The 22,616-nt window shown below is 54.9% G+C and carries 21 protein-coding genes; 4 read left to right on the top strand and 17 right to left on the bottom strand.

Annotated features, from left to right (window positions below):
- Positions 1-30: 30 nt before the first annotated feature.
- The 8 genes from dedD to BS640_RS15895 form a co-directional block, all read right to left on the bottom strand.
- Positions 31-783, bottom strand: coding sequence for a cell division protein DedD (gene dedD / locus BS640_RS15930; protein WP_084912913.1), 753 nt, complete (start codon positions 781-783; stop codon positions 31-33).
- Positions 773-2,053 carry a bifunctional tetrahydrofolate synthase/dihydrofolate synthase gene (folC, locus tag BS640_RS15925; RefSeq protein WP_084912912.1) on the bottom strand — a complete coding sequence of 427 codons (1,281 nt, stop codon included), beginning with the start codon at positions 2,051-2,053 and terminating at the stop codon, positions 773-775. Before folC ends, dedD begins: the two co-directional genes overlap by 11 nt.
- 214 nt (positions 2,054-2,267) lie before the next feature.
- Positions 2,268-3,188 carry an acetyl-CoA carboxylase, carboxyltransferase subunit beta gene (gene accD, locus BS640_RS15920; protein WP_017490281.1) on the bottom strand — a complete coding sequence of 307 codons (921 nt, stop codon included), beginning with the start codon at positions 3,186-3,188 and terminating at the stop codon, positions 2,268-2,270.
- A 294-nt stretch (positions 3,189-3,482) separates the two neighbouring features.
- Positions 3,483-4,139, bottom strand: coding sequence for a DedA family protein (locus tag BS640_RS15915; RefSeq protein ID WP_017490282.1), 657 nt, complete (start codon positions 4,137-4,139; stop codon positions 3,483-3,485).
- Positions 4,140-4,159: 20 nt separating this feature from the next.
- Positions 4,160-4,990 carry a tRNA pseudouridine(38-40) synthase TruA gene (gene truA, locus BS640_RS15910; RefSeq protein ID WP_017490283.1) on the bottom strand — a complete coding sequence of 277 codons (831 nt, stop codon included), beginning with the start codon at positions 4,988-4,990 and terminating at the stop codon, positions 4,160-4,162.
- Positions 4,990-6,000, bottom strand: a complete 1,011-nt coding sequence (locus BS640_RS15905; RefSeq protein WP_017490284.1) for an aspartate-semialdehyde dehydrogenase — start codon at positions 5,998-6,000, stop codon at positions 4,990-4,992. Before BS640_RS15905 ends, truA begins: the two co-directional genes overlap by 1 nt.
- A gap of 107 nt (positions 6,001-6,107) precedes the next feature.
- Positions 6,108-7,235 carry a 4-phosphoerythronate dehydrogenase PdxB gene (gene pdxB / locus BS640_RS15900; protein WP_084912911.1) on the bottom strand — a complete coding sequence of 376 codons (1,128 nt, stop codon included), beginning with the start codon at positions 7,233-7,235 and terminating at the stop codon, positions 6,108-6,110.
- Positions 7,236-7,325: 90 nt separating this feature from the next.
- Complete coding sequence (locus BS640_RS15895; protein WP_026110313.1) at positions 7,326-8,120, bottom strand: AraC family transcriptional regulator; 795 nt, start codon at positions 8,118-8,120, stop codon at positions 7,326-7,328.
- Positions 8,121-8,306: 186 nt separating this feature from the next.
- On the opposite strand from BS640_RS15895, the gene BS640_RS15890 reads away from it, so the two are divergent.
- The gene (locus BS640_RS15890; protein WP_017490287.1) at positions 8,307-9,221 is read left to right on the top strand and encodes a DMT family transporter; all 915 of its coding nucleotides are present in this window, start codon (positions 8,307-8,309) and stop codon (positions 9,219-9,221) included.
- 159 nt (positions 9,222-9,380) lie between these two features.
- Positions 9,381-10,424: a flagella biosynthesis regulator Flk gene (flk, locus tag BS640_RS15885; RefSeq protein ID WP_084912910.1), complete on the top strand. Its 1,044-nt coding sequence runs from the start codon at positions 9,381-9,383 to the stop codon at positions 10,422-10,424.
- 16 nt (positions 10,425-10,440) lie between these two features.
- On the opposite strand, the gene BS640_RS15880 is transcribed toward flk, so the two are convergent.
- Positions 10,441-10,896 (bottom strand): rhodanese-like domain-containing protein, encoded by a 456-nt coding sequence (locus BS640_RS15880; protein ID WP_084912909.1) that lies wholly within the window; start codon positions 10,894-10,896, stop codon positions 10,441-10,443.
- Between the two features lie 106 nt (positions 10,897-11,002).
- Here BS640_RS15880 and pdxR point away from each other — a divergent pair, with 106 nt between their 5' ends.
- Positions 11,003-12,595, top strand: coding sequence for a MocR-like pyridoxine biosynthesis transcription factor PdxR (gene pdxR, locus BS640_RS15875; protein WP_084912908.1), 1,593 nt, complete (start codon positions 11,003-11,005; stop codon positions 12,593-12,595).
- Here pdxR and BS640_RS15870 read toward each other — a convergent pair.
- The 4 genes from BS640_RS15870 to fabB all read right to left on the bottom strand — a co-directional run bounded on the left by BS640_RS15870 (position 12,575) and on the right by fabB (position 17,362).
- A complete protein-coding gene (locus tag BS640_RS15870; protein ID WP_017490291.1) occupies positions 12,575-13,699 on the bottom strand; it encodes an SLC13 family permease in 1,125 nt (374 codons plus the stop codon). The two genes, pdxR and BS640_RS15870, sit on opposite strands and share 21 nt — an antisense overlap.
- A gap of 160 nt (positions 13,700-13,859) precedes the next feature.
- Positions 13,860-15,353, bottom strand: a complete 1,494-nt coding sequence (locus BS640_RS15865; protein WP_084912907.1) for a PepSY-associated TM helix domain-containing protein — start codon at positions 15,351-15,353, stop codon at positions 13,860-13,862.
- A 117-nt stretch (positions 15,354-15,470) separates the two neighbouring features.
- Complete coding sequence (locus BS640_RS15860; RefSeq protein WP_084912906.1) at positions 15,471-15,962, bottom strand: DUF2946 domain-containing protein; 492 nt, start codon at positions 15,960-15,962, stop codon at positions 15,471-15,473.
- A gap of 179 nt (positions 15,963-16,141) precedes the next feature.
- A complete protein-coding gene (gene fabB, locus BS640_RS15855) occupies positions 16,142-17,362 on the bottom strand; it encodes a beta-ketoacyl-ACP synthase I (protein ID WP_017490294.1) in 1,221 nt (406 codons plus the stop codon).
- A gap of 169 nt (positions 17,363-17,531) precedes the next feature.
- Between fabB and mnmC the strand changes: the two genes are divergently transcribed.
- Positions 17,532-19,571, top strand: coding sequence for a bifunctional tRNA (5-methylaminomethyl-2-thiouridine)(34)-methyltransferase MnmC2/FAD-dependent 5-carboxymethylaminomethyl-2-thiouridine(34) oxidoreductase MnmC1 (gene mnmC, locus BS640_RS15850; RefSeq protein ID WP_017490295.1), 2,040 nt, complete (start codon positions 17,532-17,534; stop codon positions 19,569-19,571).
- A gap of 65 nt (positions 19,572-19,636) precedes the next feature.
- On the opposite strand, the gene BS640_RS15845 is transcribed toward mnmC, so the two are convergent.
- Genes BS640_RS15845 through aroC form a run of 4 tightly spaced genes read right to left on the bottom strand, consistent with a single transcriptional unit; the run spans position 19,637 to position 22,537 of the window.
- Entirely contained in the window at positions 19,637-19,924 is a 288-nt protein-coding gene (locus BS640_RS15845) for a YfcL family protein (protein WP_017490296.1), read from the bottom strand.
- A 42-nt stretch (positions 19,925-19,966) separates the two neighbouring features.
- A complete protein-coding gene (locus tag BS640_RS15840) occupies positions 19,967-20,521 on the bottom strand; it encodes an elongation factor P hydroxylase (RefSeq protein WP_017490297.1) in 555 nt (184 codons plus the stop codon).
- A gap of 48 nt (positions 20,522-20,569) precedes the next feature.
- Entirely contained in the window at positions 20,570-21,406 is an 837-nt protein-coding gene (mepA, locus tag BS640_RS15835; protein WP_017490298.1) for a penicillin-insensitive murein endopeptidase, read from the bottom strand.
- Between the two features lie 45 nt (positions 21,407-21,451).
- Positions 21,452-22,537 carry a chorismate synthase gene (aroC, locus tag BS640_RS15830; protein ID WP_017490299.1) on the bottom strand — a complete coding sequence of 362 codons (1,086 nt, stop codon included), beginning with the start codon at positions 22,535-22,537 and terminating at the stop codon, positions 21,452-21,454.
- Between the last annotated feature and the right edge of the window lie 79 nt (positions 22,538-22,616).

Genomic DNA, 22,616 nt, shown 5'->3' with positions numbered 1-22,616 from the left:
CACCCTGTACGTTAATGGGTGAAAGACAGTTTAGTGGGCAGAGTAGGCACGCACTACGCCGCTCAATCCGCTGACGCTTTTCAGCGAAGACAGAGAGGCTTCAAGGTTTTGCTTATTGGCTTCAGGCCCAACGAAGACGCGGGTGATTTGCCCCTGAACCGGCGTGGCCGGGACGGTATAAGCACGATAGCCTGATAAACGCAGTTTAGCGACCACCTCGTTCACTTTATCAGCATTTTTCAACGCCCCTAACTGTACGACGTAAGACTGACCCGCCGGGGCCTTTTCAGGCGTCTGCGGGCGAGTTTCAGTTTTAGCCGTCTCAACAGGTTTAGGCTCCACCTTTTTAGGCTCAACGCGCTTCGGTTCGACCGGTTTGGTCTGCGTCTGCCTTGGCTGCTGTGCCTGACGAGATTCTGTCATCGCAGGCGGCGTCAAAGTTTTAGGCTGCGTCGCTTTGGGTGATTCAGTTTTCGGCGCGGCGGTGGCGGTATCGCCTTCATCGGCTTCTCCGTCAGCCTGTGCGGCGGCGTGTGCCGCCTCGGCAGCGCCAGCGTTGATTGCCGCACTCGCCCCTTCTGGCGGCTGAGCCGGTAACGCCTGCGTCACCTGCCCGGCGTTTTCCTGATCCTGAGAATCCCCGGCTTTTGGAACCAGAGGAATCGAGGCGAACTCGTCCTCATAGTGCTTCTTTTTTCCATCCAGCAACCCCGGGAGAATAATGACCCCCAACGCCACCAGAATTACGGTGCCAACCAGACGATTTTGAAACTTACTTGCCACTGGTATTCCCCGTATCCAACGCAGCCATCACATGCGCTACGGTATGAAATGATCCACAGACTATAACAATATCCTGACTTTCAGCATCCTGCATCGCCTGTTTCCATGCGCTCACCACATCTGTGAACGAAAACGCCTCGGGAAGATGTTCTGTCAACGCCGCGACCCCAGCACCGCGCGGACCCTCGAGAGGAGCACAGTACCAGACATCAACCTGCGGTTTCAGACAGTCCAACGTTCCGGCAATGTCTTTATCCAACAACATACCGATAACTGCACGCACTTTTCCGCCCTGACGTGGCAAATCAGAAAGTTTACCGGCTAAATACCCGGCAGCGTGTGGATTATGAGCAACGTCGAGGATCAGACGTGGAGATTCGCTAACCTGTTGGAAGCGGCCCGGCAAGGATGCCTGCTGCAACCCCTGACGCAGCGCGTCTTCCGAAACGTTGATTTCACTATAGTGCAATGCGGCCAACGCCGTCGCCGCATTCGCCAGCGGCACGTTAGGCAGCGGCAGTGCGCTGTAAGCCGCTGTCTCTACGCCTTCGCAACGCCAGCTCCAGTCGCTGCTGCCGACCTGATAATGCCAGTCCTGACCCACGCGGTGCAGGTGCGCGCCTTTTTCGTTGGCGACGTCGGCAATCGACTGCGGCATATCAATCTCCCCCACGACCGCAGGACGGTCCTTGCGGAATACGCCTGCTTTCTCACGGCCGATGCTCTCGCGATCGGAACCGAGCCAGTCGGTGTGGTCGAGCGCAATGCTGGTCACGACGGAAACGTTGGCATCGACAATGTTGGTGGCATCAAGACGACCGCCAAGGCCCACTTCAAGGATAACCACGTCGAGCGCCGCCTGCTTAAACAGCTGTAACGCCGACAGGGTGCCGTATTCGAAATAGGTCAGCGAAATATCACCGCGACCGGCCTCGAGCAGCGCAAAGGACTGACAGTGTTCGGCTTCGCTCAGCTCCTGCCCCTGAATACGCACGCGCTCGGTGTAGCGCACCAGATGCGGTGAGCTATAAACGCCCACGCGATACCCTGCGGCCATCAGCACGGCTTCGAGCGTGCGGCAGGTGGTGCCTTTGCCATTGGTTCCGGCGACGGTAAAGACCTGGGGAGCGGGAGTCAGAAGATTCATGCGCGTTGCCACGGTATTTACTCTGTCGAGCCCGAGCTCAATCGCCTGAGAATGAAGATTTTCAAGATAATGAAGCCACGTGGCCAAAGGCGACGTGGCTTCAGGAATAGAGATGTTTTGCATAAGTCCCGCCTAACGTAATCTGTTCAGATTCATAATGAGCCTGAAGGACATGCATTACCGGACTTTTACGACAGGCAATGCCCCTTTGTCAGTACTGTGCGCACGACGCTGGATAACAGCCCATTTTGTTTATCCCCGCCACTGGCGAGGATAATAGCAGAGGCGGCAAGAAGCTTGCCGCCAATTTTCACTCACAGGCTATTGTTGCTGCCTGTCAGGCATCCTGATGATGATCAGCTGAAGCGTCGTCTGCTTTGATAACAGGGACTTCGGTGACTTTAGGTTCAGGATGGCCGGTCAACTTGGCCAACACGCTGCCCAGTTTGTTACGCAGTTCTGCACGACGAACGATCATGTCGATCGCGCCTTTTTCAATCAGGAACTCACTGCGCTGGAAGCCTGGCGGCAGTTTCTCACGTACGGTCTGCTCGATAACGCGAGGACCCGCAAAGCCGATCAACGCTTTAGGCTCAGCCACGTTGATATCGCCAAGCATTGCCAGACTGGCTGAAACCCCGCCCATAGTTGGGTCAGTCAGTACGGAGATGTAAGGCAGACCACGCTCTTGAAGTTTAGCCAGTGCAGCACTGGTTTTTGCCATCTGCATCAGAGACATCAGCGCTTCTTGCATACGTGCTCCGCCGCTGGCAGAGAAACAGACCAGTGGACAGTTGTCTTCAAGAGCCTGTTCGACCGCACGAACGAAACGCGCGCCGACAACGGATGCCATTGAACCGCCCATGAAGGCAAATTCGAATGCAGCAACAACGATTGGCATGCCGTACAGGGTGCCTTTCATCACGACCATTGCATCTTTCTCGTCAGTTTCTTTCTGAGCAGCCAGCAGACGATCTTTATATTTTTTGGAGTCTCTAAACTTAAGCAAATCTTTAGGCTCAAGCTCGCTACCCAATTCGACCTCGCTCCCTTCGTCCATGAAAGTGAACAGACGCATACGCGCAGACATACGCATATGGTGGTCGCACTTAGGACAAACCATCAGATTGCGCTCGAGTTCAGCGCGGTATAACACCTGACCACAGCTATCGCATTTGGTCCAGACACCTTCTGGAATGCTTGCTTTACGGGTTTGCGAGATGTTGCTCTTATTAAGAATTCGTTCAATCCAGCTCATCGATGACCTTTCTGTTTGAACCTGGCAAACGCCAGTTCGCTGTTCATGCTGTAACAAGTCCCCTGCTTAAAACAAATAACCGTCCCCAATTATCAAGAATTTTTAAGCAACTCGAGCCGCTAAAAAACGTCCTACAGGGAGGGTTGCTCGCAGGAACAGACCACAAATGTCGCTCATTAAACCATAACAGTTAGAGACTGTAGATAAAAAACTGGTCTTACCCTTTGGTTTAATGCCTTTAATTTTAATAATTCACGCCAGGGACAGGGTTTCCTCTGCCCTACGGCCTGACCGCTATCCCGCGTTTTTAGCCGTTTTGCGGTGACGAATTACCTCGATAATCGCCGGCAAAACAGAAACAACGATAATGGCGACAATCACAAATTTCAAATTGTTCTGCACAAACGGCACATTGCCAAAAAGGTAGCCAGCGTATGTCAGTAACAGTACCCAGAATAGCGCACCGATCACGTTATAGGCGGCAAATTGGCGATAAGACATGCGTCCCATGCCGGCAACAAAAGGTGCAAAAGTGCGAACAATTGGCACAAAGCGCGCAAGAATAATCGTTTTGCCGCCATGTTTCTCGTAAAACTTGTGAGTTTGATCTAAATAACTTTGACGAAAAATTTTTGAATTCGGATTGGAAAATAGCTTCGCACCGAACAAACGCCCAATGGTGTAGTTCACCGCATCACCCACGACGGCAGCCACCACCATCAGAAACGCCATCAGATGGACGTCGAGGCTGTTGGTTGGCAGCGCAGCAAGTGCCCCCGCAACAAACAGCAGCGAATCGCCCGGCAGGAATGGCGTAACCACCAGCCCGGTTTCGCAAAAAAGAATCACGAACAGAATGGCATAAACCCAGACGCCATACTGCGCAACCAGCTCGGTGAGATGCACATCGATATGCAGGATAAAATCAACGATATAGTGGATGAATTCCATGGTATTACCTCTAATGTCCTTTAATCGGCGAGAAAAAGTGGGCCCATAGTGACGGCTGGTAGAGCAAACTTTTCAGGATAATCAACGGCAACAAGATACAAACCTTCAGCCTTGGCCGTGGCTGCAGCAAGATTTCTGTCTTTCGCAGCCAACAATTCAGCCATCCAGCTTTCAGGCTGGTTACCCGCACCTATTTCAACCAGACTGCCGACGATATTGCGCACCATATGATGAACAAATGCGTTGGCCTTTATATCAACCACAACATAATTTCCAAACCGGCTCACGTTGAGATGCATCATGAAGCGCCAAGGCGTTCTTGACTGGCATTGAACCGCACGAAATGAGGTGAAGTCATTTTCGCCCAGCAAACATTGCCCTGCCCGCTGCATTTTTTCAACATCCAACGGCATATGAACGTGGGTAATTCCATGACTTAAGATGCCAGGACGATAGCGATGGTTATAAATCACATAACGATAACGCCGCGCCGTCGCGGTAAAACGGGCATGGAAGTCCTGCGGGACGTGGCTCACCCAGCGCACCGCAATATCTTTTGGCAGATGGGTGTTTACCCCCATGGTCCAGGCGGCATCCTTGCGGATAACCGGGGTATCGAAATGCACGACCTGACCGGTTGCACTTACACCGGCATCGGTACGCCCGGCGCACTGCACGGTAATGGGCGCGTCGGCCACGCGGCTCAACGCCTTCTCGAGCCACTCCTGCACGCTTTCGACTTCCTGCTGACGCTGCCAGCCGTAATAGCGGCTGCCGTCATATTCAATCCCCAAGGCAATGCGCTCAGCCACGGCCGGAGACGCCTGTTCGGAGGGTTGCTCAACAGACATTAATACCAATACTCCTGGATCAATTTCTCAGCCGTTTCTACCGCCATCAACGCGCCACCAAAGCGCACGTTATCGGCGACAGACCAGAACTGGATAAGCTCAGGAATACCGTAATCGTTGCGAAGGCAGCCGATGCTCAATGAAGCATTACCTGAAGCATCGCTGACCTGGGTCGGGAAGTCGTCTTCGTCGCTCAAATTGATGTCGTCAACCTTCTCAAGCTCAGCACGAGCTTCTTCGGCAGACAGCGGACGCAAACCTTCGAGATGCACGACCTGCGCATGACCGTAGAACACCGGCGACTGCACGCAGCTAACGGAAATCGGCAGGCCATCGTCCTGCACCACTTTTCGCACCTGATCAACCAGGCGACGTTCTTCGAGCACGCTGCCTTCGCCGTCATTCAGCAACGGCAGCAGGTTAAACGCCAGCTGTTTGCTGAAGATGCCTTCCTCGGCCGGAATGCCGTTGAGCAGGCGCGCGCTCTGGCCCGCGAGATCGTCAACTGCGGCCTTGCCGAGAGCAGAAACGGAGAGCAGAGAAGTCACGTGCAGGCGAGACAGCCCAGCCAGCTCGGTCAGCGGCTTGATGGCGGTCAGCAGTTGGCTGGTCAGGCTATCGGCAACCGCCACGATGTTGCGGTTGCGGTAGTGCGTCAGCACGTCCGGATTTACGCCCGGCACCACCAGCGGCACGTCATGCTCCAGGGCAAACAGGCCGCTGCTGTCGATAACCAGACACCCCTGATTTGCCGCTTCTTCGGCATATTTCGCGGAAGCCTCTTTACCGGCAACGAAAAAGGCCAGTTGCACCTGTGACCAATCGAACTCGGCGGCATCGCGTACCAGCATGCTCTTACCGTTGTAGCGAATGGTTTGTCCGGCGCTGCGCTCGCTCGCCAGAGGGAAAAGCTCACCAACCGGGAACTGACGTTCAGACAGTAGCTCCAGCAGCGCGTCACCCACTGCGCCAGTGGCGCCAAGCAGCGCAATATTCCAGCCATCAGACATGTTGGTTCTCTCCAGAAAATTTCAGACTACAAACTAAAAGGGGCGGCAATCACCGCCCTGATTTATGAAAGGATACGTCAGTATGAAGCGCGTTCCTTAGGGGAAAATCAAATGACGTCGCTGCTGAAACCGATTTTTTTCAACAGGTCTGCTGTTTCGTGATTATCACAGTGAACCTGCAGCGAAGACCATTCACGGCGTTCTTCATAAAACTTACGCAGGCGGTCAAACTCCCCGCTTTTTCCCGCGACGCGACGCAGAGGCGCATCATCGCGGCGCACATCATACACCAAGTGCGCCAGACGCAGCAGTTTAGCTTCTGTGAGCTCGCCGCGCAGGAGAACTTCGCCAAACTCTGGCGCAGGCAGCAGGCTAGCGAGCGGAACATGCTGCGGATTGCCGATAAACTGGCTATAGGCCTCGAACACCTGCGTGGTGCCGCGCGCCTTGCCTTCCAGGCTGTAACCCGCGATGTGAGCCGTGCCGATAGCCACCTTGTCGAGCAACGCCAGCGACAACTCCGGTTCAGGTTCCCAGACGTCAAGCACGGCGGTCAGCGGTTTTTCGCCGTTGAGTGCGTCCAGAAGCGCCGCGTTGTCGACCACTTCGCCACGGCAGGCATTAATAAGAATAGCGCCAGGTTTAAGGGCTGCGAGCAGCGCCGCATCCACCAGATGAAAGGTTTTATCGGGACCAGACTGATTCAGCGGCGTGTGGAAGGTCAGAATATCAGCCTCGGCGACCAGCTTGTCGAGCGTCCAGAAGGTCTCACTGCTGTCTTGCGCCGCGCGCGGTGGATCACACAGCAGCGTGCGGATACCCAGTGCCGTCAGGCGCGCGTTCAGGCGAGAGCCAACGTTACCCACGCCGATGATGCCAATGGTCTTGTCGCGCAGAGAAAAACCGTCACGCTGGGCAAGGATCAACAGCGAAGAGAACACGTATTCTACGACGGCGATAGCGTTACAGCCCGGTGCCGCCGAGAAACCGATACCCGCCTGCGCAAGCCAACCGTCATCCACGTGGTCAGTCCCGGCGGTGGCAGTGCCAACAAATTTCACCGGCGTATCGCGTAACAGGCTCTCGTTAACCTTTGTCACAGAACGCACCATCAGTGCATCGGCAGACGAGAGAGCTTCTGTTGGGATCGGACGGCCGGGTACGGCCTGAACTTCCCCCAATCGGCTGAACAGCTCGACCGCATAAGGCATATTTTCATCAACCAGGATTTTCACGCTTGTCTCCGCTAGCCATGCAAAAAAAATAAGTTTTTATCAAACGGAGGCCATTTTGCCATAGCTTTTCGGCTATATATACCCAGCGAATTATTGTTCAGTGCGAAAACGCTGAGGCGTAGTACCCGAGATTTGCACAAACATGTTAATGAAGGCGGAAGAGGAGCTGTATCCCACGTCCAGTGCAACCTCGCGGATGCTTTTCCCCTGTTCGAGCAGGGAGATAGCGTATAGAAAACGCAGCCTCTGCCGCCATTCACTGAACGCCATGCCGAGCTCTTCCTGACACCGACGCGACAGCGTGCGCTCGGAGGTATAAACCTGCTTTGCCCACTCGGCCAGCGACAGATTATTGGCCGGATCCTTTTCCAGTGCCGAGAGCACGGGTGCCAGCAGTTTGTCTTCAGAACCTGGGAGATAGGCGCGAAGTCGCGGACAAATGGCGATTTGGTCGAGCAGAACCTGGCACATGCGCATATCAGCGGCGGTTTTAGGCACTGACAAATTGCGCGCAAAACAGTCTTCTGCGATGGCGTTAAACACCGGCGTCAGGCTCAGCATACAGGCCGACTGCGGCAGCCCTTCATTAAGTTCAGCGGCGATATCGATGGCATAAAAGCGAGTGGTCTTGCGGTTATAACTTGAATGTACGATTCCGGCGGGCAACCAAAACGCAAACTCGGGGGGCGCAAGGTAACGCTGTCCGTCCACCTCCATCGTCAATACTCCCGACTTGACACAAATTATCTGACTCCAGCTGTGGGAGTGCGGGGCGTATTCGGTATTGGCGCTCACCGTTTCGCCGCGAAACAGTATCGGCTCGGGAGGCTGGGTAGATAATGGAAAAGAGTGGGCGGCAATGCGGCTCTTTTTTGGGGTGCCCATATAAAGGTTTCCTGCGAAAATGATTCGCCACAATGATGCTTTAATAAATTCGATCTACTCTACTCAATCTCTTGTGCCACTGGGACTCATATTGTCTGGTTAGCGTCACAAGATGTCTGGTTATCAGTATATCTAAAAAACCAGACAGTAATACACTAACGTGATCATTCACATTGGACTCAACACATGAACCTGCTGTTCCCTCTTTTTGCCGTGCTCATTTGGTCTTTAAACGCCGTGGTGAGCAAAGCAGCCGCCGGAGCTATTGACCCCGCGGCTATCTCGTTTTATCGCTGGTTACTGGCGTTAGTCACCCTGACGCCGTTTATCCTGCCGAGCGTGTGGCGCAATCGCGCCGAAATCAAAAAATATTGGTGGAAGTTTATGATCCTCGGGCTGCTGGGCATGGTGCTCTATCAGAGCCTGGCCTACTATGCCGCCCACACAGTAAGCGCGCTTTTCATGGGAATTATTGCTTCCCTTATTCCGCTACTGACCGTGCTTATCAGCCTGGTGGTGCTTAGCGTGGTACCCACCGTCGGCATCGCCGTAGGCAGCTTGGTCTCACTCGGCGGCCTGATTTGGCTGGTGAGCTCGGGTCACCCTGAACTGCTGCTGCAACAGGGCGTTGGCATGGGTGAGCTCATGATGTTCGCCGCCTCTGCCTCTTACGCGCTGTACGGCGTGCTGACCAAGCGTTGGGCCATTCCCGTGCCAAACTGGCAGTCGCTTTATCTGCAGATTATTTTTGGCGTTGTGATGCTGGTGCCTAATTTCCTGATGGCAAACGACGTACAATTGAACGAGCACAACATTCCGCTGGTTCTGTTTGCCGGTATCCCTGCCTCGATTATTGCGCCGTTCCTGTGGATTAAAGGCGTTCATCATCTTGGGGCTAATCTGGCAACCATCTTTATGAACCTGACGCCTATTTTCACGGCGGTTATCGCGGTACTGTTTCTGCACGAGCAGCTGCACAGTTATCACCTCATCGGCGGGGGAATTACCCTGATTGGCGTGATCCTGGCCCAGAGACTGCGAACGCCACTGTTTGGACGTCGTGAACCCACCCTCCTCGTTGAGGATAAGCAGGAAAGTTAAGTCAAAAGAATCTCTGCTATGAAGGTATTCACGGTGTCGATATAAAAGATTTATCTGTATGATGTCGGCCTTGTGCGCTCGACGCCGTGTTTAATATTCTTTTATCCCCCCAATGTTTAGCCTGCGGGGGCATAAAACCTCTTAGCAAGGACTGGTACTATGCAACCTTTGAGTGGCCGCTCGCCCGTTGACGAAAATCGGGAACAGCCTGATGGTCAAACAGTCCCTGCCGGAGCGGGTGAAAATCATCCGCTGACCCCCGCTCAGCGAACCACCCTCGAAAAGCTGATCGTGAAGCTCATGGCCTTAACGACCATGAAATCCCCCGAGATCTGGGCCAACCTGCGCCACGATCTGTCGTTGCCCCATGACGCCGAACTTAACGCCAGCCAATGTGCGCAGGCCGAGACGCTGCTGTTAGCCAAGCTCAATCAGGCACAGGACAGCCACGCCACGCGCCAACTCATGCAGCAGCTCACCGAACTGGTGCCGCTGGGCAATAATCGTCAGGCTGTGAGCGAATTTATACGCCAGAATTTCGGCCACACGGTGCTCAGCCAGCTTAGCCATGAACAGCTTGAAAAGGTGCTGGTGCTCATCCAGTCGCGAGAGATGGCCATTCCTCAGCCACAGCTTACGGCGGTAATGGACCGTCCCCTGCTTCCTGCCGAGCATAACAATCTTCAACAGTCGGTGACCAAGCTCAGCGCCGCGACCGGTGAAGCCCCGGCCAAGATTTGGCAGGACCTGTTTATGCTGGTTGGCGTCAAGGTCGGTGACCCTATCCCGGCCAAACATTTCCAGCTGTTGACTCAGTTTGCTCAGGTGAAAATCACCGTTAGCCAGCAAACCGCGCCAACGCTGACCAGCCTGCTCAGCGTGCTAAAACAGCCTGCAACGGAGCTAGAGCAGCATCGTCTGAGCGACTACGCCGCCAGCAATTTTCATGCAACGCCCAAAACCCCTCTGCTGCCTGCCCAGGTCAACAGCCTGATTACCGTGCTGTTTAGTCAGCGCGTGGGGAATACCGTTCGCCATGACCGCCCGCAGGCGCAGGAAAGACAGCCGCGTATCTCGAACTCCACCTCACGGGTCAATCCTTTCGTTGCGATGTTGCCCGAGTCTATGCGGCCCAACGGCGGCGTCTGGCTTACCGTTATTATCTTGGTATTGCTCGCTCTGGTGCTGTGGTTAGTGGTCTGAGCAAGGCTTTTAGCCATTACTCGCACCCACAGTCCTGCACCTCAACGTTGGCCGGATAAACACCGGCCTCTGTACCTTTCGCCAGCGGATGCCCGTCGCGTATCCAGAAATCCAGTCCACCAATCAGTTCCTTGACCCTAAAACCCAGCTTCGCCAGCTTGTAAGCTCCTTGAGTAGAACCGTTGCAGCCAATGCCGTCGCAGTAGGTCACATAAACCTTGTCGCGAGCCAGATTTGCCACCGTTTCTTCATTCATTAATCGATGTGGGAAGCTCACGGCACCAGGAATGTGGCCCGCCTGATAATGCTGCTCTGAACGGGCGTCGAGCACCACCACGTCTGGAATCTGATGACGCAGGTCTTCGGCGACGTCCCATGCATCGGTATAAAAACTCAATTTGGAATACAAATAGTGCTCACTGACCTGTGGCTGCGGCGGCGGAAAAGCCAAAACTTTCGACATGGGCTGCATAGAATTCTCCTGAGTTCGTTGATTGGTGCAAGGCCGATGAGGGGTTTTAACTCCTCACACCGGTGTTATATTGCCGCCTTTTGGTCTTATAATTAAGACCATTTTAATGATGAGGGTAAGACCCATTTTGAGCAAGCAACCGGCCTCTCCTGCCCATCGCCAACACGGCGCTCTCATACAACTGTTCGAACAGTCGGATCTTGCGTCTACTTCACTGCGTGACCGGCTTTGCGCCGCACTGCGGCAGGCAATTCGTTTGGGCGCGCTATCCCCACGGCAACGCCTGCCGTCATCACGCCTTTTGGCCACCGACCTGCAACTTTCGCGTATTACCGTTGAGGCCGCGTATGCGCAGATTGAAGCCGAAGGCTATATTACCCGTCATGTGGGGAAAGGCACTTTTGTCAGCGCAGAGGTGCTTGCTGCCGCAAACGGGGTTAACCCTCTCCAGGGCAACGCGCCCCGTAGGTCCACAACTAAAGCTTCGCGCAAGTTGCAGGACGATAGGCCAGCGTTCGCCCAGGAAAAGACCTCGTCCGCCCTGCTCTCGGCGCGCGGAGCCGAGATTATTGCCACCGGTGGATGCCGGGACCCACAGACGCCTCTGCCGTTCGCCGCCGGTTCACCGGATTTACGCGCATTCCCATTAAAGCTGTGGCGGCAATTGACCAATAAAACGCTCAGGCTGGGCGGTGAGCGGCTGCTGGGGTATGGCGACCCACAGGGGTATATTGCCCTGCGTGAGGCGGTTGCGGGCTATTTGCAGCAGTCGCGGGGCGTGCTGTGCAGCGCCGAACACGTTGTGATTACCACCAGCTCGCAGCAGGCACTCCAGTTGCTCGCCACGCTGCTCATCGACAACGGCGACCCGGTATGGATTGAACAGCCCGGCTACCTCGGTGCGCGCAATGCCTTTGCAAGCGCGGGTGCCCATCTTCACGGGATCCCGGTCGATGAACAAGGAGTGGCATTAGCCGATAATCTGCCGCCGCCACGGCTTATTTATCTGACGCCCTCACACCATTATCCCACTGGTGTCAGCCTGAGTTTACCCCGTAGGATAGCGATGCTCGATTACGCCAAGCGGCAGGCGAGTTGGATAATTGAAGACGATTACGACAGCGAACTGCACTATGACGGTCGTCCGCTTCCCGCCATGCAGGGGCTGGATACTCATCAGCGCGTCATCTATCTGGGCACATTTTCAAAGGTTCTATTCCCTTCGCTGCGACTGGCCTACATGGTGCTGCCGCCAGCGCTGGTTGCGCCTGCCACGACGCTTCGCACCGTTTACGACGGCCACACTTCGCAGTTAATGCAGGCGGTGACCGCTGAATTTATCCAGCAAGGCCACTTCGCCGCCCACCTGCGCTATATGCGCCAGCTTTACCAGAGCCGTCGCGACAGCTTACTGACGCAGATAAAGCAAAAACTGGGTGACTGGATAACCCCTCAACCTTCGGCCGGGGGACTTCAGTTGGCCGTTCGCCTGCCTGTCGGGCAAGAAGCCATACTCAGCCAGCAGGCTCAACGTCTCGGCGTCATTACGCCGGGGCTTTCAGCCCTCTATCTGCCCAATGCAGATACCGCTATCTCGACCGTGAAAGACGGATGGCTGCTGGGATTTTCAGCGCTGACGCCGGGCGAAATCACCGCCGCCGTTGACCGCCTCCAAAAGCTAGGCAACCAGAGGCAATAACCACCAGCCGACAAGCCCGCTAAACGCTAAAAAGGCAAAAGAGTAATAGTGGAAAGTGATCCAAATTTTCTTCTCTCCCGACATCCGCAGTGCAATCAGGTTAGCGAGAGACCCAATGACCAGACCAAACCCTCCGGCATTGACGGCATAGGCCAGCAGCGCATTGGCGGGAACATAGTTCACCAGCAAAATCGTTGCCGGAACGTTGCTAATCACCTGCGAAAGCCCGAGCCCCAGCAGGTAATGACCATAGTCTGGCAGACCGGCAATGCTGCCCAATGCCTGCTGCAAAGCACCCAGCCCCACAATCAGCCGGACATCGACAAACATAGTGATGAACACCAAAATCAGCGGCCAGTCGATACGCAGCAGCACCTGACGCGACATCACCAGAAAGCCAACCAATACGGCAACGAGTCCGTAACGGGCAAAGCCTAAATCGACGCAGGCAATAAACAGCAGATACAAAACGACGCAAGAGATGAGTAGCGGCTTGCTGAAGGTACTTTGGCTTTGGCTTTCTTTCTTCTTGAGGCTGTGCGACGGGAAGCTTATCCAGGTAACTATCAACAGTGCAGCCATCGTCACCAGCGCCAGCGGTGTCATCTGAGCAATAAAATGCAGGAACGATTGACCAGAACGATTCCACAGCAGGATATTCTGCGGATTGCCCACAGGTGTCAGCAACGAGCCTGCGTTAACCGCCAGAGCCTCAAAGACGATCAGTCTCGTCACCGGCAACGACGTCAGCTTTTTCAGCGTGATGGTCAGCGGCACCACAATAAACAACGCGACATCGTTAGTCATAAAGGTCGAAAGCACCGCCGCCGCAGTGACTAAAAACAGTGCCAGCCAGCGTTCGTTGTCCAGCGTATTTATCATCTTTCGACCCACAACGTCGAAATACCCGCTCAGCTCGACGCCCTTAGTCAGCATCAGCAGGCCTAGCAGAGTGACGATGGTGTTCCAGTCAACAAAGCTTATAAACTGCGATGCTTTCTCGGGCTGAAAGACGGTGAGAATCACGCCCAGCAACAGTAAAATATGTAAAAAACGGTCGCGCAGAAAAGGACGAAAAAGCATCGAAAAGGTTTGAGTCATCATTAGGATATCGCAAGTTTACATACCGGCCGGTAATGTGCAGACGTTACCTTACAGAAAAGCATTACGCCAGATGCGCCGGTTAACTCTCCGCGACGTCTCGCAAAAAAAGGGATGCTAATGCATCCCTTTTTCATCCATCACCGTAGTATATTCGGTGAAGTTATGGCTGGCGCGCCGAGGTCATCGGCTTTGAGTGCGACTCTCTGGCCTGACGCAGCCAGCGCAGTAGATCCACAATTAGGAACACCAGCAGGCTCACACCCATCACCGGCAGGCTAAAGGCCAGAGCAATGGCTAACGCCAATAGAACCCAACGCGGCAAAACAGGAACCGCCCGCCAGGTCTGAATGAGTGTTGCGGTTGGGCTACGTTGACCGGCCATCTTCGGTCTGCGCTGCCACCACAATACATAACCCCAACCAATGAGTGCACAGGTCCCCAACCCAAACAGAATCAGCACTACTTGGTTCCACACGCCAAACAGAACGCCCATATGGGCATCTACGCCCCAGCGTGTCAGCTTCGCCAGGAGTGGAAATTTGGCAAAGTAGACGTGATCAACGATGCGCAGGCTGGCGGGATCCACCGAGACGGCGTCAACGCGGGTCGGCCAACTGCGGTCAATCTCGCTGACCGTCCAGGCTTTGCTAGCCTTGTAAGCGGGTCGAATTTCGATTTTTGCCGCATCAATACCTGACGCCCGCGCGGCGGCCACCACGCTATCAAAGCTGGCGTCTTTTATCTGCAATGCTTGAGCCGGTGCGGGCTGCATGGCACTCATGTCCATATCCGGCATATCGGCCATCTTCATGCCACTCATGGAAGCGGCGTGATGTTCGGCGTGTTCATCGGCGACCTCATGGGGTGCCTCAGCGCTCAATTGTGTGGAGACCGAGGGCGTTAACCACCCCATATCGGCACGCAAAATACCGATATTATTTCCCGCCCACTGCGACCAGGTGAGGCCGGTGGCCGAGAAAAACAGCAGGCCGCCGAGCAATACAATCCCAAGCGTGGTGTGCCACAGACGACTACGACGCTGGCGCGCACCCTGCCGGGTCATTTTACGAACCGATTTCTGGCCGCCCCGGGTAAATGCCCATAATAGCAGCCCGCCCAGTGCCGCAACCCACAGCCAGGATGCTGCCAACTCGCTGTAATTACGGCCGATATCCCCCAACAAAAGCCCACGGTGCAAATCATCCAGCCAGGTACGAAACGGCAACACACCGCTGGTGCCGTAGACAACCAAACTGCCTTTTACATCCAGCGTAACGGGATCGATAAAGATGGCACGGCTTTTTGATGCACCCAGTCCCGGCTCGGAAAACTGCACGCGGGTGGTTTCGCCGCTTGAGGGAGCCGGTCGCACGGCGTAGATTTCCGCCTGCTCGCCGACGACGGCACGGGCGGACTCGACCTGCCTCGACAACGGCTGAACTGTGCCTGTTGATGAGGTAAAAAGCTGGTTAGCATAGAGTTTATTTTCAATTTGCGGTGTAGCAACGTACAGCACGCCGGTAAGCGCGGCGATGAAAATAAACGGTCCAACAAACAAACCAATATAAAAATGGATGCGTTTTAGCAGCGCCAGCGCGGCGGCTTTGGTACTCAAATCGCCCGCCACAGCGGTGCGGTCCAAGGATTGACTCATAGGGAATGTCCTGAAGCTTGTCAGTATAAAATCAAACAACGCCGCAGCCGCGTCGGATGATAGACGCAACGGCAGGTTATCTTGCAATAAATTGATTTTTAAACGCTTTGGCCGTTATCAGGCCCAGACAAGTTCAGGTGGCGCACGCGGTTGAGCATCGGTAAAGACAGGAGCAGGAATAAGACAGGAAGTAACGCGTATAAAGGGAGGGCGAACCATTCTCGCCAGCGACCACAAAAGCGGGATCGCGAGCAGCACCAGCAGCGGCAGGTGCATCAGCAGCACGCAATATCCGCAGGCGGCGTCCATCATCTCCAGAGGAGACATCGTGTCATACGGCGTGCTGTTCCCGCTGTTGTCGGCCACCGCATGCTCTGCCCCCACGGCGTGTTTGACGTGCTCCGACATCGGCATATCGCTCATCGCCCTATCCGACATCTCATTCATCGACGACATCTCCATGCCCGCCATCATCGGCATCGGCACGCCTTGAGCGACCAGCGCTTTAGAGACCACTGGCGCGATAAACAGCATCAGGATCGCGCAAATTCCCAGCCATGCGGGGAAGCGACCTCGCGAATGCGCTATCTGGCCAATTGAGATTTTCATCGTTGAAAAATAAATCGCATCTTAAAAATGTATTCAGTGAGGAGTGAGGCGCAGGGAATTGTATCTGAAATGTTGATTAAATGCAGGATAATTGGAGTGAAAGTCTGTCGGCCGTGATCCAAAAAAAGAAAGCCCGCCAGAGGGCGAGCTTTCGATATTCAGCGTTGAATCACAAAGGATTAACGATCGTTTTTCAGCTTACGCATCACCAGCGTGGCGTTGGTACCGCCGAAGCCGAAGCTGTTAGACATCACGGTAGTCAGCTCACGCTCGGTAGGCTGAGTCACGATGTTGATGCCTTCTGCCGCTTCATCGAGATTTTCGATGTTGATGCTTGGTGCGATGAAGTTGTTCTCAGCCATCAGCAGGGTGTAGATAGCTTCCTGCACGCCAGCGGCACCCAGAGAGTGACCGGTCATGGCTTTGGTAGAAGAGATTGCTGGCGCTTTATCACCGAAGACTTCACGCACTGCACCCAGCTCTTTTCTGTCGCCGATTGGCGTAGAAGTGCCGTGCACGTTCAGGTAGTCAATAGGGGTATCAACGTTCTGCAACGCCATCTTCATGCAGCGCACAGCGCCTTCGCCTGATGGAGCCACCATGTCTGCACCGTCTGAGGTCGCGCCGTAGCCGATGATTTCAGCATAGATGTGCGCGCCACGAGCCAAAGCGTGCTCAAGTTCTTCGACAACAACGATGCCGCCGCCGCCTGCGATAACAAAACCGTCGCGGTCTGTATCATAGGTGCGGGAAGCTTTTTCTGGATTTTCGTTGAATTTACGAGACATTGCGCCCATCGCGTCAAACTCACAGGCCATTTCCCAGCACAGCTCTTCGCCGCCGCCAGCAAATACAACGTCCTGTTTACCTAACTGAATCATCTCATACGCGTTACCAATGCAGTGAGCAGAGGTCGCACAGGCTGAGCTGATGGAGTAGTTAACGCCACGGATTTTGAATGGGGTCGCCAGGCAGGCAGAAACGCCAGATGCCATCGCTTTGGTCACCATGAAAGGACCAACGCCTTTCAGGCCGGTAGAACGCATCGCGTCAGAACCAGCAACCTGGTTACGCGGAGAACCACCACCGGAACCTGCGATCAGGCCGGTACGGTCGTTTGAAACCATTTCTGGAGTCAGACCTGAGTCTGCAATCGCCTGCTCCATGGCAAGGTAAGCGTAAATAGAAGCATCGCTCATGAAACGCGCGACTTTACGATCGATAAGACCGGCTGTGTCCAGTTTCACATTGCCCCAGACTTTGCATTTCATCCCTGCATCTTCGAATTCTTGCGAGAAAGTGATCCCTGAGCGCCCTGCTTTCAGAGACTCGAGAACTTCCTGCTTGTCGTTACCGATGCTCGAGATAATGCCCAGACCAGTAATCACAGCACGTTTCATTTAATACCTCTTTTACTATTAACTATTCGGGATTTCGCCATGCACTTTAGCGTACAGTTGTACGCCGAACAAGTCCGATCAGCAATTCATTATGTAAAGAATTGAAATTTGCGCAGAGAGTAGCAGACAGTTAAACTTCGCGCACAGCCTAGAACCAAGAGAGTTTTACGTGGATCACACTCCCATCCAACCGGCCGAATTACGGTGGAATGAACAGGGTACACCTGTTTCCTCACAGTTTGATGACATCTACTTTTCCGAAAGCGGCGGTCTTGATGAAACACGCCATGTTTTTCTTAATGGCAACCATTTTCCAGAACGTTTTGTCACGCATCCGCGTCCACTTTTAGTCATTGCGGAAACGGGTTTCGGCACGGGTTTGAACTTCCTGACTCTTTGGCAGGCCTTCTCTGCATTCAGACAACAGCATCCTCTGACAACGCTTCAGCGATTACATTTCATCAGCTATGAAAAATATCCACTTTCTGCAGAAGATTTAGACAAAGCGCTGGCTCATTGGCCAGAATTAGCCGCCTTCGCCGAGGAATTACGCCAGCAATGGCCACTGCCGTTCGCCGGCTGCCATCGACTGTTGCTGGACGGCGGACGCATCACGCTCGACCTGTGGTATGGCGACGTGACCGACCTGCTTCCGCAGAGCGACCCGAGTCTGTTTCAACAGGTTGACGCCTGGTTCCTGGACGGGTTTGCTCCCTCCAAGAACCCAGATATGTGGACCGAAGGTCTGTTCACCTCCATGGCAAAACTCACCCGCCCGGAAGGCACCTTTGCGACCTTCACCGCCGCAGGATTTGTGCGTCGCGGATTGCAACAGGCAGGCTTTAACGTCAGCCGGGTCAAAGGCCACGGCAAAAAACGTGAAATGCTCAGCGGTTGGCGAGAAGCGGGTCCGAAAGCCCTGCACCCTGCCCCTTGGTATTCGCGCACTGCCGCCACACATCCCGAAGAGGTGGCAATTATCGGCGGCGGTGTTGCCAGCGCCCTGCTCTCACTGGCACTGCTGCGCCGCGGCTCTCGCGTCACCCTGTACTGTGAAGATCCACAACCGGCTCTGGGTGCATCGGGCAATCGTCAGGGGGCGGTTTATCCTTTGCTGAACGGCAGACACGACACTATCGAGCAGTTCTTTGCTCATGCCTTTACCTTTGCGCGCCGCCAATATACCCAGTTCGCCCAGCTGAATCTTGTTTTTGATCATGACTGGTGTGGGGTTGCGCAATTAGGATACGACGAGAAAAGTCAGGGCAAAATTGACCAGATTATGGCAGGTGAATGGCCTCAGGCGCTGGCGACGGCGCTGAACGCAGAGCAATTCACCGAACAGGTTGGCGTGCCCTGCGGGAACGGCGGTGTGAGTTATCCGTTGGGTGGCTGGTTGTGTCCAGCACAGCTGACCGCACAGGCTATCGCCCACGCCCAGTCGCTCGGACTGGTGGTGCATTATCAGCACCAGGTAACCGGCATAGCACCGACACAAACGCTGGGATGGCAGTTAAGCTTTGCCGCTCAACCCGAAGCAGAACATGCCACCGTTGTGTTGGCGAACGGGGCGGATATCACCCGCTTTGAGCAAAGCGACAAGCTGCCGGTTTACGCTGTGAGTGGACAGGTTTCGCACGTGCCAACCGCAGCGACGCTTGGCCAGCTTAAGCAGGTATTGTGCTACGACGGTTATCTGACGCCGGTTAACCCAAACAATCAGCATCACTGCATCGGTGCCAGCTATCATCGCGCCGAGCGCAAGCCACTTTATCGCGATTCCGATCAGCAGCAGAACCGCCAGCGGCTCATTGATTGCCTGCCGGGGATAGACTGGCCGCATGAGGTAGATGTCAGTGCCGGGGAGGCAAGAAACGGCGTGCGCTGCGCCTCGCGTGACCATCTGCCGATGGTCGGCAGCGTGCCAGACTACGTTAAGCTATTGGCTAACTATGCCGATTTGCCGCAGCGTTTGAAGCAGCAGCAGGAGATTGAGCCTGCGCCGGATTATGCCAACCTCTACGTATTGGGTGCGCTGGGATCCAGAGGGCTGAGTTCCGCACCGCTCGCTGCCGAAATACTGGCCGCACAGATAACGGCAGAACCTCTTCCGCTCGATTCGAAAACGCTGGCGGCGCTTAATCCAAATCGCATGTGGGTCCGCAAACTGTTGAAGGGTCGGCCAATTACCCCACCTGAGACGCTTTAACGCAATCAACAGACGTAAAAAAAGGGCCTCTTAAGGGCCCTTTTTTGTCCTGCAAAGCGCCAGACTCAACGTTCGGTTTCAGGCAGTGCTTTCTGGTAGAGGTTTTCCCACATACCGAGCACCAGAACTTGGTCACGCGGAGAGAGTTCACCGGCCTGAATCGCCTTGTCCAGGCTGCTTTGAACCCGGGCCTTCAGCTGCTCTGAGCTGTTCTCGCCGTTAGCTTCTGCCTCGGCAACGGAAACAGTCAAATGACCCTGCAGATAGCCGCTCGCAAACAGCTCATCGTCGGTGGCGCTTTCAACCATGTCTTCAATTAGCGCGAAAATACGCCCTTCAAATTCTGCAATCATTCTCTTCCTTACTGATTCACGGGGCATCCGCCCGTTGCGAGATTAAAAGTCCTGCGGCGCGGGGAAAGACTCGGCGCTCAGCGCAGGCGTGTTGTAGTAGGCTTGCAACGCACGGATGAACCGCGCCGGGCGCTCTGGCAACCCTTTCTCAAGCATTCTCAACACTTCTTCACGTACTTTGCGCTGGAAACCTATCCGGTCCGGTTCACATTCGCCGCTAAGATTGTCACAGCTGACGTTAAAGTTAAAGCCTGCAGCGACACAGAACATCCACTCGTAAGACTGCGGCTTGATTTCAACCTTCTCAAACTCGCTTTGTGTTTGCGCATCGCGGCCGTCTGGGCAATACCAGTAACCAAAGTCCACCAGCTTGCGTCTCTCAGCGCCGGCAACGCACCAGTGGGAGATCTCATGCAGCGCACTGGCGTAATAGCCGTGGGCAAAAACGATGCGGTTGTAATCTTCCTGCTCGTCGGCCGGAAGATAGATAGGTTCATCGTCGCCGCGGATCAAACGTGTGTTGTGATCCTGACTGAAACAGCCGTCAAAAATATCAATAAGCTGCTGATAATAATGTTTTTCTGTTGAATCTGACATAGTGACTGACTAACTCAAAATAAAGCAAAACGACAAAATAACGGCTGATTACAGCTGACCCGCATGATTATCCAGCAGCGACTGGCAGATGGCCGGCAGCGGCGGTGGCTCACGTTTCACCGGAATACCGCCGCCCGGTTTCGGCGGCAGGAACCAGCTTTGCAGCTCGGCGCCGCAACCGTCTCCCGGCGGCGGAGGGGCCTGGCTCTCACAGTTGTGGTCGCCAACCGGGCACCGCAGGCGTACATGCATGTGCGCCCGGTGACCAAACCATGGTCTGACCTTGTGCAGCCATTCACGGTCACTCCCCGCATCGGCACAAAGCTGCTGCTTGATGGCTGGGTTGACGAAGATGCGGACCACATCGGCATCCTCAGCGGCTAACTTGATAAGCGATTCGATTTGCGGCTGCCACTGGCTTTTGACCACGCTTTTACCGTCACGGCTGACCAGATCGATAGGCTGCGGTTTCAGCAGCTGCTGCTCAGTCCAGCGTTTGCGCGGCATCTGTAGCCAGATGTCGACGTCGAGGCCGGACTGATGACTCGCGTGCCCACTGCTGAAACGCCCGCCCGCAGGCATCGCCATATCGCCAATCAGCACGGTGCCCAGCCCTTCACGATTGGCCTCGGAGGACAGTCGCTTGATGAAAGTCAGCAGGTCAGGCTGCCCATAGAAGCGACGCTGATCGGTACGCATCACCTGATAGTCCGGCGAGTTGAGCGGCAGCGGCTTCGCGCCAATCTGACACCCATTGGCGTAGCTCCCCACCGCCTGCGGAGCACCCGCAATAGGTTGGGTAATACGCTGCCACGGCGTGACGGCCAAAGCAGGCAATGATGCCGCTAAAGCCAGTAATCCCACTAAACCGATGTTAATTCGCATTCTATAAGCGCACTCTCTGCTGTCAGGCGGTCTTTTGTCGCGCGATTACCAGCGCGGAACGCTGGAATTGACGTCACCGCACTGTGCGCGCTGGCGCAGCAGATGGTCCATCAACACAATCGCCATCATCGCCTCGGCAATCGGCACGGCGCGGATGCCCACGCAAGGGTCATGACGCCCTTTGGTTATCATCTCGACCTGCTCGCCTTCGCGGTTGATAGTGCGACCCGGCACGGTAATGCTTGAGGTCGGTTTCAGCGCCATGTGCGCGACAATCGCCTGACCGCTGCTGATGCCGCCCAAAATGCCGCCTGCGTGATTGCTTTCGAAGCCCTGTGGCGTGATTTCGTCACGGTTTTCGCTGCCGCGCTTGTTCACAACCGCAAAGCCGTCACCGATCTCGACGCCCTTAACGGCGTTGATGCTCATCAGGGCGTGTGCAATATCGGCGTCCAGACGGTCAAAGACCGGCTCGCCCAAACCGGTAGGCACGTTCTCTGCAACCACGGTAATTTTTGCCCCGATAGAATCACCGGCTTTCTTCAGCTCACGCATGAGTTCGTCGAGCGCTTCCAGCTTTGACTCATCCGGGCAGAAGAACGGGTTGGTCTCGACGATATCCCAGTCTTTGAGCTCGCAGCTTACGTCGCCCATTTGTGCCAGATAGCCACGAATCTGTACGCCAAATTTCTGCGCCAGATATTTTTTAGCGACTGCACCCGCGGCTACACGCATTGCGGTTTCACGGGCAGAAGAACGACCGCCGCCGCGATAGTCGCGGGTGCCGTATTTTTGCTCATAGGTGTAATCGGCATGGCCCGGACGAAATACGTCTTTAATCGCGCTGTAGTCCTGCGAACGCTGGTCGGTATTCTGAATAATCAGACCGATGCTGGTGCCGGTGGTCACCCCGTCAAACACGCCAGACAAAATCTTCACTTCGTCAGCTTCGCGGCGCTGTGTCGTATAGCGGGACGTGCCCGGACGACGACGGTCCAGGTCGTGCTGCAGGTCAGCTTCGGTCAATGGAATGCCCGGAGGCACGCCGTCGATAACACATCCCAGCGCAATACCGTGGGACTCACCAAACGTTGTGACGCGGAAAAACTGCCCAATACTGTTCCCTGCCATCACGGCTCCTTAACCATTAGTTAGCTGTTAAATTCAATGACGTTAAATCTGATGCAAACCGCGACCCCGCTTATTGGCA

Origin of the sequence: Rouxiella badensis, from assembly GCF_002093665.1 — a bacterium.
Classification (GTDB): domain Bacteria; phylum Pseudomonadota; class Gammaproteobacteria; order Enterobacterales; family Enterobacteriaceae; genus Rouxiella; species Rouxiella badensis.
This window is presented reverse-complemented; position numbering and strand designations above follow the sequence as displayed.

Bases quoted from the DNA above. Each gene is read 5' to 3' on its own strand.
- folC (WP_084912912.1), bottom strand. From the start codon at position 2,053: ATGCAAAACATCTCTATTCCTGAAGCCACGTCGCCTTTGGCCACGTGG.
- accD (WP_017490281.1), bottom strand. From the start codon at position 3,188: ATGAGCTGGATTGAACGAATTCTTAATAAGAGCAACATCTCGCAAACC.
- BS640_RS15915 (WP_017490282.1), bottom strand. From the start codon at position 4,139: ATGGAATTCATCCACTATATCGTTGATTTTATCCTGCATATCGATGTG.
- truA (WP_017490283.1), bottom strand. From the start codon at position 4,990: ATGTCTGTTGAGCAACCCTCCGAACAGGCGTCTCCGGCCGTGGCTGAG.
- BS640_RS15905 (WP_017490284.1), bottom strand. From the start codon at position 6,000: ATGTCTGATGGCTGGAATATTGCGCTGCTTGGCGCCACTGGCGCAGTG.
- BS640_RS15895 (WP_026110313.1), bottom strand. From the start codon at position 8,120: ATGGGCACCCCAAAAAAGAGCCGCATTGCCGCCCACTCTTTTCCATTA.
- BS640_RS15890 (WP_017490287.1), top strand. From the start codon at position 8,307: ATGAACCTGCTGTTCCCTCTTTTTGCCGTGCTCATTTGGTCTTTAAAC.
- flk (WP_084912910.1), top strand. From the start codon at position 9,381: ATGCAACCTTTGAGTGGCCGCTCGCCCGTTGACGAAAATCGGGAACAG.
- BS640_RS15880 (WP_084912909.1), bottom strand. From the start codon at position 10,896: ATGCAGCCCATGTCGAAAGTTTTGGCTTTTCCGCCGCCGCAGCCACAG.
- pdxR (WP_084912908.1), top strand. From the start codon at position 11,003: ATGATGAGGGTAAGACCCATTTTGAGCAAGCAACCGGCCTCTCCTGCC.
- BS640_RS15870 (WP_017490291.1), bottom strand. From the start codon at position 13,699: ATGATGACTCAAACCTTTTCGATGCTTTTTCGTCCTTTTCTGCGCGAC.
- BS640_RS15865 (WP_084912907.1), bottom strand. From the start codon at position 15,353: ATGAGTCAATCCTTGGACCGCACCGCTGTGGCGGGCGATTTGAGTACC.
- BS640_RS15860 (WP_084912906.1), bottom strand. From the start codon at position 15,962: ATGAAAATCTCAATTGGCCAGATAGCGCATTCGCGAGGTCGCTTCCCC.
- fabB (WP_017490294.1), bottom strand. From the start codon at position 17,362: ATGAAACGTGCTGTGATTACTGGTCTGGGCATTATCTCGAGCATCGGT.
- BS640_RS15845 (WP_017490296.1), bottom strand. From the start codon at position 19,924: ATGATTGCAGAATTTGAAGGGCGTATTTTCGCGCTAATTGAAGACATG.
- BS640_RS15840 (WP_017490297.1), bottom strand. From the start codon at position 20,521: ATGTCAGATTCAACAGAAAAACATTATTATCAGCAGCTTATTGATATT.
- mepA (WP_017490298.1), bottom strand. From the start codon at position 21,406: ATGCGAATTAACATCGGTTTAGTGGGATTACTGGCTTTAGCGGCATCA.
- aroC (WP_017490299.1), bottom strand. From the start codon at position 22,537: ATGGCAGGGAACAGTATTGGGCAGTTTTTCCGCGTCACAACGTTTGGT.